Origin of the sequence: Streptomyces sp. NBC_00353 (assembly GCF_036108815.1) — a bacterium.
Taxonomy (GTDB): domain Bacteria; phylum Actinomycetota; class Actinomycetes; order Streptomycetales; family Streptomycetaceae; genus Streptomyces.
Map to the genome: position 1 here is coordinate 2,738,405 of NZ_CP107985.1, position 15,553 is coordinate 2,753,957.

A 15,553-nucleotide genomic window follows, 5' to 3' on the forward strand; every position below is an offset into this window, starting at 1 on the left:
ACCGCCACCCCAGCACACGACTCGCTCCAGGACGCCTCAGATCAATTGCGGGACAGCCCTTAGCCTGGTTCACTCACGCGAGGTTCTCCGAGATCGTCAGGTTCACCAGAGCACAGTTCTCAGCCACAACCAGGTTCGACGATGCACAGTTCTCCGGACCAGCCAGGTTCAGCGGCCACTTTGCGCTGATGCCCCGGTTCGGGCCGGTGGTGTGTGCCAGGGTGGTTGATCTGTCTGGTGCGGTGTTCGAGGTGCCGGTGACGCTGGAGATCGCGGCCCGTAAAGTGCGCTTGTAACTTCGGGATTCCTGAAGCGCTCTCATCCCGTCCGACCGATCCGTAGTCGGGATGAAGGCGAGGAGGCTCGGGTCTGCGGCGCCGGCAGTCGTACGGGGCCTGCGCGAGCACTGGGCGCCCGCATCGGCGGAAGAGCTGGAGCAGTTCGAGACCGATGCGTGGTCCGGGTTCGTCCTCGCCCGCACTTCCGCAGGTCTGGCGGACAGCACGATCTGCGGAGACGTCGGACACCTGGACCAGATCAGGACCTGGTTCGGCCGGCCGCTGTGGGACATGGAGCCGTCCGACGCCGACGCGTACTTCGGGAAGGTGCTACGTGATGCGCCGAGCGGCGGCCGGTTGGCACGCTCCCAGGCGCTGACCAGCAAGGCCTAGCCGATGCCGCTCCCGTCCCCCACTTGACGACGGTCCCGGCAACAGGCATGCCAACCAGCTTGTCCATCCGGTCGAGAAAGCGAAGCGTACGAGGGACCTCGCTCCGGGCCGACCCCCAGGGGCGGGCGTACTGCGACGCCTGCATTGCGGCCGGCTTCCCGTCGGACGCCCCCAGGGCCTCGGCGCCGCTGGCGGAACCGCCTGAGCGGCCTGAGCCTTTGACACCGCGCCCTACCCGTCGGCGGCCAACGCCCGCACCGCGCGCTCCACTGCGGCTTGGCGCCCCTCGGGAGTTCGAGCTTGGAGCAAGGGCAGAAGCACCAAGTACTTCGCGGTCTTGTCGAGTGCCCCGAAGGCTTTTGTCGCCCGGGCATCCGCCGCCAGCGCCGCCGCCAGTTCGTCGGGCACTGCGGCCGTCGACTGCGGCGCGTATGCCGCGGCCCAACGTCCGTCCGCCTGCGCCTTGCGTACCTCCGCCAAGCCCGGCTCGCGCATCCGGCCCGCGGCCGCCAGCGCGGCGACCTTGTCGACGTTTACTTGCGACCACAGGCTCTTGGGGCGCCGCGGCACATACTTCTGCAGGTAGTACGAAGCGTCGAGCGACCGGCGCTGACCCGAGATCCAGCCCCAGCACAGCCCCGCGTCGACCAGTTCGTCGGCTGTCACGGACGCGATCCCGGAGCCCTTCTTGGCGACCTTGACCCACACGCCGTCGTGCCGTGCGTGGTGAGCCGCCAACCAGCCGTCGAACGCCTCGCCGTCCGCGAAGGCCACGACCTCGACACCGCCGATCTCGTCCATGGCCCCATGCTATGCGGCCACCGGCCCGGCGCCGGGGCACGCGTTCCAGTCCGCGGACTCCGCACGGGCCCTGCTGGAGCAGGCCACCGAGACATCCCCGTGAGTCGACCGCGAACCCACGGGGCCACCCACCAGAATCAGGGCAATCCACCCTCGGGTTCAAGCTGAAGAACCTTCAGTTTCCGCGAACTCACGGGCCTCTCGGGGGTTGATACTGGTGGGCTCGCGTATTCAACTGTCGCCAGTTGATCAATCTGGCTCCGGAATCCCTACTGACCGTGACGCTCCTGGCAGGGATCTGAGGGTGGACCCCCAAGGTCGACGGGACGTAGCACCGCGTCGTAATGGCGATGACCAGGCCGTGTTGGCGTCCTTATCCTCAGTGGGTGGGTCTGATCGAGGTGGTTCCTGGGCAGGTCGAGCTCGTCGTTCGGGGGGCGGGGTCGCAAGCGCCCTCTATCCGGTTGTTCGACTGGTCGCGGACAGATGAGTTCGAGGTCGTATTCGCCGTGGAGGCTGTCGATGACGGCCTGCGCGCACGGATCGGGGCCGTGACCGTGAGTGCCTGGGACCGGGCGGGATACCTGACCGAGTTTCTCGACGGTCTTGCGCGCGACTTCCGCGGTTGGGAGGGCGAGCGGTCTTGGGTCAACAACGAGCTGGTCGTGGCAGCGACGTTCGGTTCGGGCGGTCACGTGTGTCTGAGCTGGACCCTGCGAGCCGACGTCTTCTCCAGCGGCTGGGAGTGCACTGTGACGACCGTGATTGACGCTGGCGAAGAGCTGACGACTGTCGCTGCCGACGTGCAGGAATTCTTCCGCCAGGGGTAGCCGTCCCAGTGGCCCCGGAGCAAGCACTCATGCGCTCTCAGGCTCTCGGAGCTGGAGGGCGAGCAATGCTCAAGACCTGTGGATCGGCCTCGGGAGGGGTGCCGTCCCACTGCTGTCCCGCTGTCCGCTCAGTCGTCAAAGTGGAGGTCAGGTCGCGTCCAGAGGGTGAGGTCGCTGCTGGTGGCGACCGCCAGGGTCAGGCCGGAGGGAGAGAAACCGGCTGCGCGGAGTTCTGAGTACTCGGAGTGGAAGATGTGCCACCACGTCCCTCCCGCCGGTCCTTTGTGGGACCCGCCGTCGGCGGAGAGGATGACGCGGTCGTGGGGCCACTCGGGGCTGACAACGTCCAGGGTCCAGCCGTCTGGTGTGGTGCTGCGCAGGCCGCCGCCGAAGAGCCCGGCGATATGCACCGGCGTGCCCTCGATCGGGCCGAGCCCGGGGCAGGTGAGCTCCGGCGACGCGTCCGGAGTGCTGGTGTCGGGGTCTGGGTCCCGATCGCGGGCGATCTTCTCGCCGGTGACCGCGTCGAAGAGTCCATGGCCGTCGCTGGACACGACCATGACGAGGTCGTGCCCGCTGTCGGGATGGACGGCGAAGCCAATGCCGAGCAGACCTCCGATGGGGGTCCTGTGGTCCAGCACCGGCTGCCACGGCTCCGGGGCCGGCATGACGGTGGCGGCGATGTAGCGCTCGCGCAGCTTCTGCTGGTACTCCGTGAGCAACTCGTCTCCTTGGGGCTGTCTGTGTCGAGGGTCAAGACCACAAACGATCTCAAGGTGACAAGAACGATGCACCTTCGGTGACAGCAATCCTGCTCACGCCGCCTCGGAGGGCGGGGTCGGGGCAGCTGTCGGGTGACAAGTTCCGTGCTCAGGCACATCAGTGTCGGGCAGGAGATCCAAGTGCTTGACGTGTCCTCAGCAGAGAGCGGCGGCCGACCACCGGTCACGCTGTCGTTCTCCGCCTACAAGATCAACGAGCGTACCGTCTCCGAGCTGAAGCGGATCCTTGCCGCGCACAAAGGCGAGAGCCCGGTACGGATGCGAGTCCAGACGCCCGCGAGGACCGTCCTGTACGAGCTGGGATTCCTGGTAGACCCGACCTCGATCGCCTCCGACATCAAAGGCACCTTCGGCCCCGACGCCTGGCAAGGCGCCGCGTGAGCGAAGAGGACGACGAAATCGTCCTGCAACTCGCCGATCCACCAAACTGCCCACGGTGCGTGGGGACCTGGGCCTGTTTCAGCCCGGTTCCCGCACTCCTGGAAAAATGCCAGCTGCGAAGAGGTCCCAGGCATGCGGGAGGCCACGCTGTGCCCGGTCTGCGATCGTGACGAGCCGGCCGCGGACAAGCTCCTCGCATTCTTCGCAGTACACAAGACGCTGGAGCCCTCCGAACTGGAGAACTTCTCGCCCCATGGACCGGCCACAGATCACCCATGCGATCCTCTGAGGAGGCCTCGGCCCCGCCTGAGCGGTGCAGTTGGCCCGGTGTGCTCTTCAGTTGGCCTGACTGAGCGGTCCAACTGGCCTGCGGGGCTCCGCCTGCAGTGATGCCGCACTCCGCTTCTATGCTCCTGCGATGACGTCTTACGAAGGAACGCATCCCACCGTTCTCGTCCGGGTGGGCAACCTCCACGCCCAGATCGACGAGCAGCTCGCACCAGCTATCCAGTCGATCTGGGAGTGTGGCATCGACACGTTCACCTGCTGCCAGGACCTGGCCGAGAGCAACGCGGATTGGCCAACGAAGTTGCCGCACATGGCGGAGTGGGTGGAGTCCCGCCGCGGCTGGATGCTCATCGACTTCCCGGTCGACAGCGGACTCGCCTTCCTCTCGGCCGTAGCAAATGCCGGACCGCGAGATGCCTTCTACGTGCGGATGACCCACTGGGCCGCCCCCGATGCCTGGGACGTGAAGATCAAGCCGATGGACGCGGCGATGTTTCAGGGGGACCAGCCGTCGGACTTCGGCCTGCGCCTCCTGCAGGTCAGCTTCCCTGCCTACGATCTGCCCGAACTGACCCGGCGCCTCCGCGAACACACCGCAGGCCGTACGGTGCCGCCTGCCCCCGCTGACTGGAGCACTGTGGGCCGCTAGCTTCTGGCCGGGTCGCACTGGATGCGAGCTCCGGCTGAGCGCTCTACTTGGCCAGACGGGCCAAGTAAAGCGCTCAGTCACACCAGCTGTGACTGAACGGGATAGTTGGCCACCGAGCGCGATAGTTGGCCCCCCTGGCGCTCAGTTTTTGCGCGGAGGCAGAACAGGGACCCGGCGCGGTGAATGCACCAATTTCGGGCGAACCTGTTCCGCTGCGGAGGCAGGAATGCGGAAGGCTGATCACCGGATCCTCGACGGTCAAGAAGGCGATGTCGAGTAGTACGGGGGCGCTCAGGACCACGGTGAAGGCCACCGTGCCGGGGACGTGGCGGTGGACGTACTACGGGAACTCCACCTCCGGGGCCAAGTCGTCGACCGGGGATCACGTCGCCGTGCGGTAGGCGACGTGGCGGACCACTTCCCGTCGCAGAAGCGTCATCATCCGGACCAGCCGTACCGGGTTACCTCGTCGATATGTGGCCGACCCCGCAGGAGTCGGAACTCCTTGTGCTCAAGCAAGTCCGATCCTCTGGGCTGGCTGACCTAACACCGCCCTGAAGTCCGCTCCCTCCGAGCGATGTGCGCGGCGCAGAGCCCTGAGCGCGCTACTTGGCCAGGCTGGCCAAGTAGCGTGCTCAGTCACAGGTGTGACTGGGCGTTCTAGTTGGCCACGCTGAGCCTCGTAGGTGTGGGTCCGTGCTCGGTGGCGTTGTCCCTGGTGAAGGAATCCGCGACATGCTTCCGGCCTGCGGACGTCACGGCGTCGGCGGACGGGCGATGCAGCACACGCGCCACCCACTCCGTCGACAGGCCGTTCTGTCGGGAGCAGTGGCGTCGATGGTCCGGGGTAGGAAGTCCGCGGCTGTGTCGTTGTCGAAGGGAGGCGTCCCAAAGCTAGAACAGGGCGGGTCCGGTGCCCAGCTGTCGGCGACCCTGCGATCGCGACTCCACCTGGTCCTCGGCAGCAGTCGCGGACGGCCTGGCGGCGGCCCGCGCCGCCGCTGTACCGCCGCGCTCGTGGCTGTCGCCAATAGGCGAAAGCGCCGGCCTGCCCGGGGCGTCAAGGCCGTTCGTACAGTGGCGCGCTCCACCTGGACGCCATGAACCACGCCCGCTCCACGGTGTGTGGGCCGACAGCGGACGGGATGGGAGCTGGGGAAGTAGTGGGTTGGGACGGCTCGTCTGACAGCCGTGCCCGATCAGGCGGATAACCGCGGCCAGTCAAGGTCGGCTACGACCCCGATACGGCTCCGTGTGTCTCCCATTCCCGCAGCTCAATGTTGTTTTGACGCCTGCCGAGCCCAGTGATTCCCAAGCTCAAACCGCTGTCAGCCGGTTCAAGCCTTCACCGCGCTGTTCGTCAAGCGGGCCTTTGAGAACGCCCAGGGCGTAGCCGTAGGCGTCTGCATCAAGCATCACCATGTCCTGGTCCTCGATGTCCAGGCCGCGGAAGCCTGGCGGGAACGGCATGGCCAAGTGCTCGGCCATCACCTGCGAGAGCGCTTCAAGCTTCTCTTCGAACATGCACAATCTCCCGCCGGATCCCACCCGGCGAACCAATCCGGTCAGAGCACTAGGAGGTGTCTTCAAATTGTCACGCCCACATCAGGAGCGAGGCGAGGGTGACGGCTGCCTGGTAGGGCTCGGCGGTCTTGTCATAGCGGGTAGCGATGCCACGCCACTGCTTCAGGCGGTTGAAACAGCGTTCCACGACGTTGCGCCGCTTGTAGCTCTCGCGGTCGAAGGCCGGCGGTCGCCCGCCCCGGCTGCCACGCCGGGCCCGGTTGCGGACCTGGTCGGCCCGTTCGGGGATGGTGCAGCGGATACCTCGCCTTCGCAGCCAGGCCCGGATTGCCCGGGAGCTGTATCCCTTGTCGCCCAGCACCTGGGCGGGCCGCACCCGGGGCCGTCCTGGACCGAGGCGGGGCACCCGTATCGCTTCCATCACAGTGGTGAACTGGGTGCAGTCGTTGGTGTTCCCGCCGGTGACGGTGAAGGACAGAGGCCGTCCCACGGCGTCGCAGGCCAGATGAATCTTGCTGGTCAGGCCGCCTCGGGAGCGTCCGAGTCCGGGGTTTCGGAGCCCCTCTTGCGGGCCCCGGCGGCATGCTGGTGGGCGCGGACGACGGTGGAATCGACCGATACCAGCCAGTCGATGTCACCGTCCGCGTCCGCCCGGGCCTGCGCGGCTCGGAGCATCCGGTCGAAGGTGCCGTCCAGCGCCCACCGGCGGAAACGGGTGTGGAGTGTGGCCCATGGCCCGTATCGCTCGGGAACGTCCCGCCAGGCCGTCCCGGTCCGGAACTTCCACACGATCCCGTTGAGGACCCTCCGGTCACCCAACCGCTTCCGCCCGCGCAACGAGGCGGGCAACAGCGGCCGAACGAACTCCCACTCTGCATCCGACAGTTCATGGCGGCGTATCACCCGACCATGATCCACCACTCGAGATCACCATTTGTCGGGAGGCTCTGGGGTCGCACCGGGGACACAGAGCCGTCAGAGCGGGTTGAGACGGGCCTTGAGCAGGCAGAACTCATTGCCCTCGGGGTCGGCAAGAACGTGCCACTGCTCCTCGCCGGTCTGGCCGATGTCAGCCGGGCGCGCCCCGAGCTTCAGGAGGCGTTCGAGCTCGGCGTCCTGATCGCGGTCGGTGGCGTTGACGTCGATGTGCAGCCGGGACTTCCCCGGCTCCGGCTCGTCCCTGCGACTGAGGATGATCGTCGGCTGCGGGCCGCCGAACCCTTCGCGCGGCCCGATCTCGAAGCAGTCGTCCCCTTCGCGATCGAGCACTACGAAGTCCAGGACCTCGCACCAGAACCGCGCCAGCACCTCGGGATCACGGCAACCGAGTACGAGCTCACTGATACGACATGCCATTGACGAAACCTACTCTCAACGGGGGAACTGCCGGGGCGACCGCGCGGAACTCCTGGGCTCCCCGCAGTGGGAACGTGATCGAGACCGTACCGGGTGAAGCGAGCAGGTGAGAAGGGGTTTTGGGGTCGTCGCCTCCCCGGCCGGGCCGCCGGGGGAGGACCGTAGGCCGCCCAGTGGGGCAGACGGGAATTTGACGACAGGACCTAGATGGCGTTCCGGATCATTGCGCGCTTGGATAGGCGCATGTCGGAGGGGAAGCGGGGCTCGGCCCGTTGGCGGTATGGCGCGTTGAGCGTAGTCGTTATCGCGTTCTTGGCGGGTGCCGCCGCCTGGCTACTGCTTCCTGGTGAAGCAGACCCGCACGACTATCTCCGGGAGCCTGACGACGTGGTTTATGGCGACGGTTCGCTGGCAACCGTGCTTGCGCACTACGGCGTGAGCCTGCCCGACCAGGCGACGGACGTGCGCTTCCATGACGAAGAATCGCTGATCGGTTCTGAGGGGACCCTCTTCCTTCACTTCGAGGTTTCCGACGCCGGCCTGACGTCCCTCCTTCAGACCCTCAATGTGGGGCCACTCACGCCAGGCCTACCTGTCAGCTGGGGCGCCGGCGGGGAAGGGCAGCGTTTCGGCTGGAGCTTCCCGGGCAGTTCCTGGCGCGGAGCGCAGGGACCAGCCGAGGGAACCGTCACCGCTTCCGTCGCTGTCGCTCGTGCGGGCGGGGTCAACTCCGTCTATGTGATCGCCGAGCACGTCTGACCCAGCGCGAGAAGAGCTGCCACGGACTCACGGGTGGGGCTGGCTGAACAGACCAGGCTCCGGCTCGGCGAGGATGGCGCGCTCGACGAGTCGCTTGAGCTTGTGCCGCGTGCTCTCGATGTTCTTCGGGATGATGTCCAGGTCGAGGGCCTGGCACAGGTCGCGGGCTCGCATTGGCTGCCGCGTCTCGGCGAAGGCGGCCAGGATCTGCTGGTAGGCCGGATGCTCCGGCAGCACGGGGCTTGGCTTCTCAGCGAGGTCGTCCGCGAAGCCGACAACGGTCTTCCGCGTGATCCGCAGATGCTCCGCCTCCTGGTCCAGTTCGCGCAGCCGGCCGGCCAGTTCGTCGATATGCGCGCGGACCTGTTCGGCCTCGGAGGCGACTGCCTGCTCGCGTGCCGTGATCTTGTCCAGCAGGGACTGCAGCTGCCCGGATCCGGTCATGTGTCGCGCCAGGTCGGGGTACTGGTACCCGTGAGCCGGCGGGCTATCACGTCGGTCGTCGCCGAGTAGACACGTGACTCGGAGGTCGACGCCCAGCCCACCTCGGGCGGCGCCTGGCCGCACACCTGGGACTCGCTCCACCTCTTCTCGCCAGCCGCGTACTCCTCCCTGCCAGGCCGGCTCATGCCACCGCAGCCCGGGGAGACGTACCCGGACGCCGCCCATGTCGCCTCGTACCTCACCGACTACGAGCAGCGGTACGCCCTCCCCGTCCTCCGGCCCGTCCGCGTCGAGGGGGTCCACCGGGACGGGGAGTTCCTTCGCGTCGAGGCGGACGCCGGCGTACGTGGTCTCGCTGGTCAGCCACCCGCGCAGGGAAGTCAGCAGCTCACGCTGGGCCGCGCTGTCAGTGGCCACTGAGATAGTGCCTCTATGAGGTGTCGCGGCCATGGCCCGGCTGGGTGGTCACTGTGCCGTCATCGGCTCCGGTGCGTTGTGGGCGCGCCGGTAGGCCAGTGGTGACAGGCCCAGGTGCGTGTGGAAGTGCTTGCGCAGTGCGACGGGGTCGCCGAAGCCGCAGGCGGTGGCGATCCGCGCGACGGTGAGGTCGGTGGACTCCAGCAGCAGGCGCGCGTGGGCCAGCCGCCGCTGCGCCAGCCACTTCAGCGGGCTGCCGCCCACCTCGCTGCGGAACCGCCGGGTAAAGGTGCGCACGCTCATGTGGGCGTGCCGGGCCATGTCCTCCAGTGTGATCGGCTCGGCCAGCCGGTCCAGCGCCCACTGCCGGGTCGCCGAAGTGGAACGGTCGGTGTCCTGCGGAACCGGATGCTCGATGAACTGCGCCTGCCCGCCCTCGCGCCACGGCGCCACCACGCAGCGGCGCGCGGCGGCCGAGGCAACCGCCGCCCCGTGGTCCAGACGGACCAGGTGCAGGCACAGGTCGATACCGGCCGCTCCGCCGGCGGACGTCAGGATGCGCCCGTTGTCGACGAACAGCACGTCCGGATCGACCTCGACGTCGGGGAACAGCCGCGCCAGCGCGTCACACAGCGCCCAGTGCGTGGTGGCCCGCTGACCGTCCAGCAGACCGGCCGCCGCGAGCAGGAAGGCCGAGGTGCACAGGCTGACGATGCGGGTCCGCGGCCCTATCCGGTCCAGCGCCGCAGCGAGTTCCTCGGGGAGCGTGCCGGTCGCGAGCAGGCGCTCGCCGGGCTCCTGGGTGGCGAGCACGACGGTGTCCGCGGTCTCCAGCGCCGACTCGTCGTGGTCGACGACGATCCGGTAGTCCTCGTGCGTGCGTACCGGCCGGCCGCCGAGGGAGCAGGTGACGACGGAGTACAGACGAGTCCCGTCCGGTTCACAGGCCTCGTTGAACACCCGCGCCGGGATGCCCAGGTCCAGCGGCAGGACTCCGTCGAGGGCGAGAACGGCAACACGATGCGGCATGGCTGGAATAGTACGACAGGTGACTCTCCGGCCACTCACCCGCCTCTGCGAGCACACGCCACTGTTTCTTTTGCCGGGGCCGCGGTCCCGGCAAAAGAAACAGTGAGACGGACATGAGCGAGGACAAAATGAGCGAGCACACCATGCGGGCTGTCACCGTCACGGAGTTCGGCGGGCCGGAGGTGCTGACCGTCGAGGAGGTCGTGCGCCCCGAGCCGCTGCCGACCGAGGTGCTGGTGCGAGTGCACGCCGCCGGCGTCAACCCGGTGGACTGGAAGACCCGCGAAGGTCAGGGCATGGCGGGGCTGCAGACGTTCCCGCTGATCCTGGGCTGGGACGTCTCCGGTGTCGTCGAGGAGGTCGGCTTCGGCGTCACCACCCTCGCGCCCGGCGACGAGGTGTACGGCATGCCGTGGTTCCCGCGCGCCGCCGGCGGCTACGCCGAGTATGTGACCGCCCCGGCCCGCCAGTGGGCCCGCAAGCCGGCCACCCTCGACCACGCGCACGCGGCCGCCGTGCCGCTGGCGGCGCTGACCGCCTGGCAGACCGTGGTCGACACCGCCCACGTCCAGGCCGGCCAGCGCGTCCTGATCACGGCCGCCGCCGGCGGAGTGGGCCACTTCGCGGTCCAGTTCGCCCGGCACCTGGGCGCCCATGTGATCGCCACCGCCAGCGCCGCACGCCACCCCTGGCTCAAGGAACTCGGCGCCGACGAGACCATCGACTACACCACCACCCGCTTCGAAGACGTCATCAAGGACATCGACGTCGTCATCGACCTCGTGGGCGACGCCCACGACAACACCAGCACCCGCTCGCTGAAGGTCCTGCGCCCGGGCGGCCTGCTGGTCGCCGTACCGTCCGGTGTCTCCCCGGACCTGGCCCAGGCCGCCGAGGCGGCCGGCGTGCGTCTCACTGCCTACCTGGTCGAGCCGGACGGTCCCGCGCTGACCACGATCGCAGGCCTGATCGACGCCGGTGAGGTCGCCGTCGAGGTGGAGGAGACCTTGCCGCTGGAACAGGTCGGCACGGCCCACGCCCACGTCCAGGCCGGCCGCACCCGCGGCAAGGTCGTCCTCACCGTGACCGACTGACCATCCCTGCAAGCAGTCAGGAGCAGCACCGTGTACTACGAGATCCGCCGCTACCAGGCGCATCCCGGGCGCCGCGAGGAGTGGGTGCGCTACATGGAGGACGTGGTCATCCCCTTCCAGGCCCTCGCTGGGCATGGACGTGACCGCCTCCTTCGTCGACGCCGAGGACGAGGACGGCTACGTGTGGATTCGCCGGTTCGAGGACGAGGCCCAGAGCGAGGCCCTGTACGCGGCCGTGTACCAGCACGACCGCTGGAAGAACGAGATCGGGCCGGTCGTCCACGGCCTGGTGATCCCCGAGAAGACCGTCGTCACCCGCGTGGTCCCCACCCCGGCCTCACCCCTGCGGTGACCCGGCTTACGGCCGCTTCATCCGCAACCGCACAGCACAGCACGGCAACAAAGGAACCATCATGAGCACCGAGACACTCCAGAAGTCGGCACCCGCCTCGTCAATCACCCAGGCCGCCGCCGGCGCACTCATCGCGGCGGTACACACCGCCGCTGCCCGGATCGGCTTCACGGCGTCCATCGCCGTCACCGACCAGGGCGGACATCTGAAGGCATTCGACCGGGCCGACGACGCGCCCTTCCTCACCGCCGAGGTCGCCCTCGACAAGGCCTGGACCGCGGCCTCCTTCCACATCCCCACCCACACGTGGAACGACTTGCTCGCCAACCCGCAGATCGCGCCGCTGGGCGGCCACCCTCGTGTGATGGCCGTCGGCGGCGGCTACCCGATCATCGAGAACGGCCGGTACATCGGAGGGCTGGGGATATCCGGTGGCACCTACGACCAGGACCAGCAGGCCGCCGAGGAGGCCCTCGCCGCCCTCGGGTTCGAGCTGCCCGGTCACTGACCGGTCGCCGGAGGGTCGGCCTGTGGCTGACGGGCGCCGGCCAAGCCACAGACGCACGTGCGACGTCACTGGGCTAAAGCCCCGGGCTTCCTGGCCAGATCGCGATGATGATGGTTGTTGGTGACACATCCGACGAGGAGCAGACCGACGATGTCGTCGCGGTCCCTCGCCCACTGGGTGACGCGAACGATGACCTCCTCGATCTCAGCGGTCCGCTCCAGGGACAGCGCCGTCGAACTGTGTACTGACCGACCATCACGACTCACAACTATCCCGTGGGTGAACGAGGTCTCCCCCTGAAGGCTGTTTGAGTGACTGGAGCGTCACCTTCCGTACGCGGACACGCAACGTGTGGTGCGATGCCCATGTGAAATCCGGAGGTCGGGCTCGGAAAGCGCCCCCGTCCGGGATCCGTGGACGACTGAAGGGAAGCCCATGGTGCTCCGCGCGCTGGCCGCGACTGGTGTAGCCACATCGTTGTTCGGCTCGGCGGCCTTCGGCGGCCACCCGCCCCCGCCGCCCGCCCCGATCACCATCGACAGCGTGACGGCCAACGGTACCGGCTGCCCGCCGGGGACGGCCGCCGTGGCCATCAGCCCTGACCAAACCACCTTCACCGTCACCTACAGCCACTACCAAGCCCAAGTGGGAGGGGGCTCGGTGCCAAGCGACCGCCAGAAGAACTGCCAGCTCAACCTGCTCCTGCACGTCCCCGGTCACCGCTCCACCTACGCAACCGTGACCGCCACCTACATGGGCTTCGCGTCACTGGCGCCGGGCGCCTCAGGGACCGAGCGCGCCAGCTACCACTTCCAGGGAGATGCCCACACCACCACCTTCACCCATCACTTCCCAGGCGGGTTCACCAACAACTGGCAGACGACCGACACCGTGCACATCGCCGCCCGGAACCGCGCCCACTGCGGAGAGGACCGCACCCTCACCATCAACACGGAACTGCAGGTCGATCCCGGCACCTCCAGCCCGGGCGCCACCAGCTTCATGGCCATGGACTCGACGGACGGCAGCATCCAAACCGTGTACCACCTGGCCTGGAAGAAGTGCCAGTGATCTCCTGGCGCTGCGATCTGCGGGTGCGTCCAGGCCAACGGCTCCCGTAATCGGTGGTAGTGCTCATCAGCATGCGGACAAACCCGCCGCGCACGCGGCACCCCGCTCAGGCCGTCTCTGGGCCGTCCGAGGGTGGCCGACGACGACAGATGACGACAGTCGACAACAGCACCGCCCCTGCTCGCGGCCGGCAACAACCTCCTGGCCGTCAACGCCTGGGCCGGGACGTCGTCCCGGCCCAGGCGTTGACGACTACTGCTGCTGGTCGCGGTGGGTCAGTGGTGGCCGTTGCCGCCGTCACTACGACGGCGTTGGAGCGTGAACTTCTCGAAGACCGACAGCTCACCTGTGGGCGTGATGATGTTGTAGTAGGTGACGTAGATACGGGTCATGTCACCGGGGTGACGGCCCGGGTCGACGGTGAACTCGGCGAAGCCGTACGGATGCTCGGCGTCGCGGACGCCGATCCAGATCGCCGTCTCCTGCTCCTTGACCGAGTTGTACTTGCCGACGCGCTCCATCTGGACGTATGCCGAGTGATGCCCGTGACCGTCAGCGTCGTCGGTGGTGAAGCTGTTGTTGGTGATGCCGGACACGCCGCCACCGCCGAGGACCATGTGCGTCGTGCCATGCGCGCTGTCGATCACGTCGAGTGCGGACTGACTCGGGTTGGGTGTGAGGGTGACGCTGCCCGGGACTACGCCACGCACCGCCAACGAGCGCTCGTAGTCGTGCTCGTGGCCACAGACCACCAGATCGACGCCGTACTTGTCGAACAGCGGGCCGTACGCCGCACGCAGCGCGAGATCGGGGCCGTTCGCGGCGGTCGCAGAGCTGATCATCACCTGGTGCATGCAGATGACGATCCAGTCGATGTCCTTCGAAGCCCGTGCCGACCTGAGCTCCTTCTCCAGCCAGGCGAGCTGCCGACCACCGGAGTAGCCGTTGATGTAGATGTCGCCGCCCTCCTGCAGGGCGATGTCGTCGTTCTGCAGGGAGATCACCTTCACCGCGCCGACCGTGAAGGAGTACCAGAGGTTGTCGAGCTCGGGCTGGGTCTCGGTCGAGGGCAGCTCGAAGTAGGTCTGGTACGCGTCGAGACCGAGCTTGCCGTTGCCCAGCTCGATCTCATGGTTGCCCGCGCACGGCATCCACGGACGGAATCGCGCTGAGCGGCTGTTGTTGGCCAGGAAGTCGTGCCAGACGCGGATCCGGTCGGGCCCGGTGTTGGCGTAGCAGAGGTCACCGTTGAGGAGGTGGAACAGCGGGCCGACCTTCTCGACGCCGGTAACGATGTCGGCAGCGGCGGGCGTGGCGTTGGGCTCGAAGTCCCGGCCCGAGGCGTCTGCCGGGTTCGCTCCAGTCTTCCACGTCACACTGGGCGCACCCTGGTCGCCGAAGCTGGTGAAGGTGAACGGAGCTCTGCCGGACGGCGCCGTATGGAAGGTGCCGGCGTCGGGGGTGGCGCCGTCGTGCTGGGCCGCGTACAGGTAGTCGGTGTCGGCCTTGAGCTTGCTGATCAGCGCGTGATGGACCCAGACGGCCCGCCCGGAGGCGCCGTCCACGTAGGTCTTCGTCGTCGCGTGCGCTGTGGCGCCGAAGCCGCCGCTCAGCGTGCCGTAGACGACCCGCGGGTTCTTGACGGCCACGTCGGTGACCCACGAGACGACCATCTGGCTGCGTGGGTCGGCGCCGAAGGTCAGGTGCAGGCCCTGGACAGGGGTGGTGGCCGAGCCGGTGGTGAGACCGGTGACCTCCGACGTCGCCGGAACCGCCTCGGCGGTTCCGGCGCCGAGGACCAGTGGCCCGGCGGCGGCGCCGGACACGGTCGCGCCGAACAAGCCGATCGCGTTGCGACGAGAGATTCGAGTTTGCTTGGATTCTTCGGACATTCCGAGGGCCTTTCGCTTCTCCGGGTGCAGTCGAACACCGACCGGACAGCAGCGGTTCGAACCTGACAGCGGACTGCGGCAGGCCAGTGGTGCGCACACTCACGGACGCTAGGAAGAACAGACGACCGGCGCGGCGGGACGGGCATGAACGCCAGATGGCAGTCACCGCAACGGACAGCAACTCCCGATGGCCTGGCCCTGCAGGCATCCGGCAGCGCGGCCGGCACCGCCCATCACGTTCACCGGACGATCCGGGTCGCCATCGGCGAGGCAGCGCGGCGCGGGCATGTGCCGACGAACGCCGCGGAGATCACCAAGGCTCCCCGGCTCGAAGAGGAGGACAGCGGGCCTGACACGATCGAGGAGGTGCAAAGCCTGCTGATTGGTGGAGGCGTCCGTAGGGATGGCCCTCCGGCGTGAAGATGAGGACGAAGTCCTCTCTGACTCCGAGGGCCATCTCCCGCAGGCGGTCCAGGACAACTGCCCCGGTGGAAAGATCGAGGCCAGGGGCTGCGTCGGCATGGTCTCATCGGGCCAGGAGGTCCGGTATGTCCTCCAGGCACTCGTCCGCCAGCTTGCGGCTCTCTTCGGCCGTGAACGCTTGACAGCCCCGCCACCACGGGGCGACCAGCAGCAGCCGCAGGAGCTCGGGCAGGCCGATCGCAACCAGAGCCGAACCTCCTTCGGAGGGCTACCCGAAGTCGG

19 protein-coding genes and 2 pseudogenes are annotated in these 15,553 nt (G+C 67.9%); 13 read left to right on the forward strand and 8 right to left on the reverse strand.

The genetic code is table 11. The features are described 5' to 3' along the window. The first annotated feature begins 44 nt into the window (after nucleotides 1-44). Nucleotides 45-296: a pentapeptide repeat-containing protein gene (locus OHA88_RS12575; RefSeq protein WP_328629667.1), complete on the forward strand. Its 252-nt coding sequence runs from the start codon at nucleotides 45-47 to the stop codon at nucleotides 294-296. Nucleotides 297-347: 51 nt separating this feature from the next. Further along, entirely contained in the window at nucleotides 348-671 is a 324-nt protein-coding gene (locus OHA88_RS12580) for a hypothetical protein (RefSeq protein ID WP_328625571.1), read from the forward strand. Between the two features lie 231 nt (nucleotides 672-902). On the opposite strand, the gene OHA88_RS12585 is transcribed toward OHA88_RS12580, so the two are convergent. Further along, nucleotides 903-1,472: a YdeI/OmpD-associated family protein gene (locus OHA88_RS12585; RefSeq protein ID WP_328625572.1), complete on the reverse strand. Its 570-nt coding sequence runs from the start codon at nucleotides 1,470-1,472 to the stop codon at nucleotides 903-905. 386 nt (nucleotides 1,473-1,858) lie between these two features. Between OHA88_RS12585 and OHA88_RS12590 the strand changes: the two genes are divergently transcribed. Next, a complete protein-coding gene (locus OHA88_RS12590) occupies nucleotides 1,859-2,302 on the forward strand; it encodes a DUF6228 family protein (protein WP_328625573.1) in 444 nt (147 codons plus the stop codon). 128 nt (nucleotides 2,303-2,430) lie between these two features. Here the strand turns inward: OHA88_RS12590 and OHA88_RS12595 are convergent, their stop codons facing one another. Continuing rightward, complete coding sequence (locus OHA88_RS12595) at nucleotides 2,431-3,024, reverse strand: hypothetical protein (protein WP_328625574.1); 594 nt, start codon at nucleotides 3,022-3,024, stop codon at nucleotides 2,431-2,433. Between the two features lie 180 nt (nucleotides 3,025-3,204). On the opposite strand from OHA88_RS12595, the gene OHA88_RS12600 reads away from it, so the two are divergent. From OHA88_RS12600 to OHA88_RS12610, 4 genes are all read left to right on the forward strand, one after another. Next, nucleotides 3,205-3,465 carry a hypothetical protein gene (locus OHA88_RS12600; RefSeq protein WP_328625575.1) on the forward strand — a complete coding sequence of 87 codons (261 nt, stop codon included), beginning with the start codon at nucleotides 3,205-3,207 and terminating at the stop codon, nucleotides 3,463-3,465. 36 nt (nucleotides 3,466-3,501) lie between these two features. After that, entirely contained in the window at nucleotides 3,502-3,855 is a 354-nt protein-coding gene (locus tag OHA88_RS44630; RefSeq protein ID WP_443044372.1) for a DUF6300 family protein, read from the forward strand. Nucleotides 3,856-3,883: 28 nt separating this feature from the next. Continuing rightward, nucleotides 3,884-4,402, forward strand: a complete 519-nt coding sequence (locus OHA88_RS12605; protein WP_328625576.1) for a hypothetical protein — start codon at nucleotides 3,884-3,886, stop codon at nucleotides 4,400-4,402. Between the two features lie 269 nt (nucleotides 4,403-4,671). Next, a complete protein-coding gene (locus OHA88_RS12610; RefSeq protein WP_328629964.1) occupies nucleotides 4,672-4,803 on the forward strand; it encodes a hypothetical protein in 132 nt (43 codons plus the stop codon). Between the two features lie 916 nt (nucleotides 4,804-5,719). On the opposite strand, the gene OHA88_RS12615 is transcribed toward OHA88_RS12610, so the two are convergent. The 3 genes and pseudogenes from OHA88_RS12615 to OHA88_RS12625 form a co-directional block, all read right to left on the reverse strand. Next, nucleotides 5,720-5,926 carry a hypothetical protein gene (locus OHA88_RS12615; RefSeq protein ID WP_328625577.1) on the reverse strand — a complete coding sequence of 69 codons (207 nt, stop codon included), beginning with the start codon at nucleotides 5,924-5,926 and terminating at the stop codon, nucleotides 5,720-5,722. 70 nt (nucleotides 5,927-5,996) lie between these two features. After that, nucleotides 5,997-6,826, reverse strand: a pseudogene (locus OHA88_RS12620) (IS5 family transposase). 75 nt (nucleotides 6,827-6,901) lie between these two features. Continuing rightward, nucleotides 6,902-7,282: a VOC family protein gene (locus OHA88_RS12625; protein ID WP_267008962.1), complete on the reverse strand. Its 381-nt coding sequence runs from the start codon at nucleotides 7,280-7,282 to the stop codon at nucleotides 6,902-6,904. A gap of 243 nt (nucleotides 7,283-7,525) precedes the next feature. Here OHA88_RS12625 and OHA88_RS12630 point away from each other — a divergent pair, with 243 nt between their 5' ends. Then, entirely contained in the window at nucleotides 7,526-8,041 is a 516-nt protein-coding gene (locus tag OHA88_RS12630; protein ID WP_328625578.1) for a hypothetical protein, read from the forward strand. Nucleotides 8,042-8,068: 27 nt separating this feature from the next. Here the strand turns inward: OHA88_RS12630 and OHA88_RS12635 are convergent, their stop codons facing one another. After that, complete coding sequence (locus OHA88_RS12635) at nucleotides 8,069-8,485, reverse strand: hypothetical protein (RefSeq protein WP_328625579.1); 417 nt, start codon at nucleotides 8,483-8,485, stop codon at nucleotides 8,069-8,071. Between the two features lie 84 nt (nucleotides 8,486-8,569). Here OHA88_RS12635 and OHA88_RS12640 point away from each other — a divergent pair. Further along, nucleotides 8,570-8,827 (forward strand): annotated as a pseudogene (locus tag OHA88_RS12640) (pyridine nucleotide-disulfide oxidoreductase); the annotation flags it as partial. 123 nt (nucleotides 8,828-8,950) lie between these two features. Here OHA88_RS12640 and OHA88_RS12645 read toward each other — a convergent pair. Continuing rightward, nucleotides 8,951-9,931 (reverse strand): GlxA family transcriptional regulator, encoded by a 981-nt coding sequence (locus OHA88_RS12645; protein WP_328625580.1) that lies wholly within the window; start codon nucleotides 9,929-9,931, stop codon nucleotides 8,951-8,953. A gap of 128 nt (nucleotides 9,932-10,059) precedes the next feature. Between OHA88_RS12645 and OHA88_RS12650 the strand changes: the two genes are divergently transcribed. The 4 genes from OHA88_RS12650 (at nucleotide 10,060) to OHA88_RS12665 (ending at nucleotide 12,956) form a co-directional block, all read left to right on the forward strand. Beyond that, on the forward strand, nucleotides 10,060-11,025 hold the full coding sequence (locus OHA88_RS12650; RefSeq protein ID WP_328629669.1) for an NADP-dependent oxidoreductase: 966 nt from the start codon (nucleotides 10,060-10,062) through the stop codon (nucleotides 11,023-11,025). A 133-nt stretch (nucleotides 11,026-11,158) separates the two neighbouring features. Then, on the forward strand, nucleotides 11,159-11,377 hold the full coding sequence (locus OHA88_RS12655; RefSeq protein WP_328625581.1) for a hypothetical protein: 219 nt from the start codon (nucleotides 11,159-11,161) through the stop codon (nucleotides 11,375-11,377). 61 nt (nucleotides 11,378-11,438) lie between these two features. Further along, nucleotides 11,439-11,885: a GlcG/HbpS family heme-binding protein gene (locus OHA88_RS12660; RefSeq protein ID WP_328625582.1), complete on the forward strand. Its 447-nt coding sequence runs from the start codon at nucleotides 11,439-11,441 to the stop codon at nucleotides 11,883-11,885. Nucleotides 11,886-12,320: 435 nt separating this feature from the next. Beyond that, nucleotides 12,321-12,956, forward strand: coding sequence for a DUF4360 domain-containing protein (locus OHA88_RS12665; RefSeq protein WP_328625583.1), 636 nt, complete (start codon nucleotides 12,321-12,323; stop codon nucleotides 12,954-12,956). A 275-nt stretch (nucleotides 12,957-13,231) separates the two neighbouring features. Here the strand turns inward: OHA88_RS12665 and OHA88_RS12670 are convergent, their stop codons facing one another. Further along, nucleotides 13,232-14,848 carry a purple acid phosphatase family protein gene (locus tag OHA88_RS12670; RefSeq protein ID WP_328625584.1) on the reverse strand — a complete coding sequence of 539 codons (1,617 nt, stop codon included), beginning with the start codon at nucleotides 14,846-14,848 and terminating at the stop codon, nucleotides 13,232-13,234. Nucleotides 14,849-15,553: the final 705 nt, after the last annotated feature.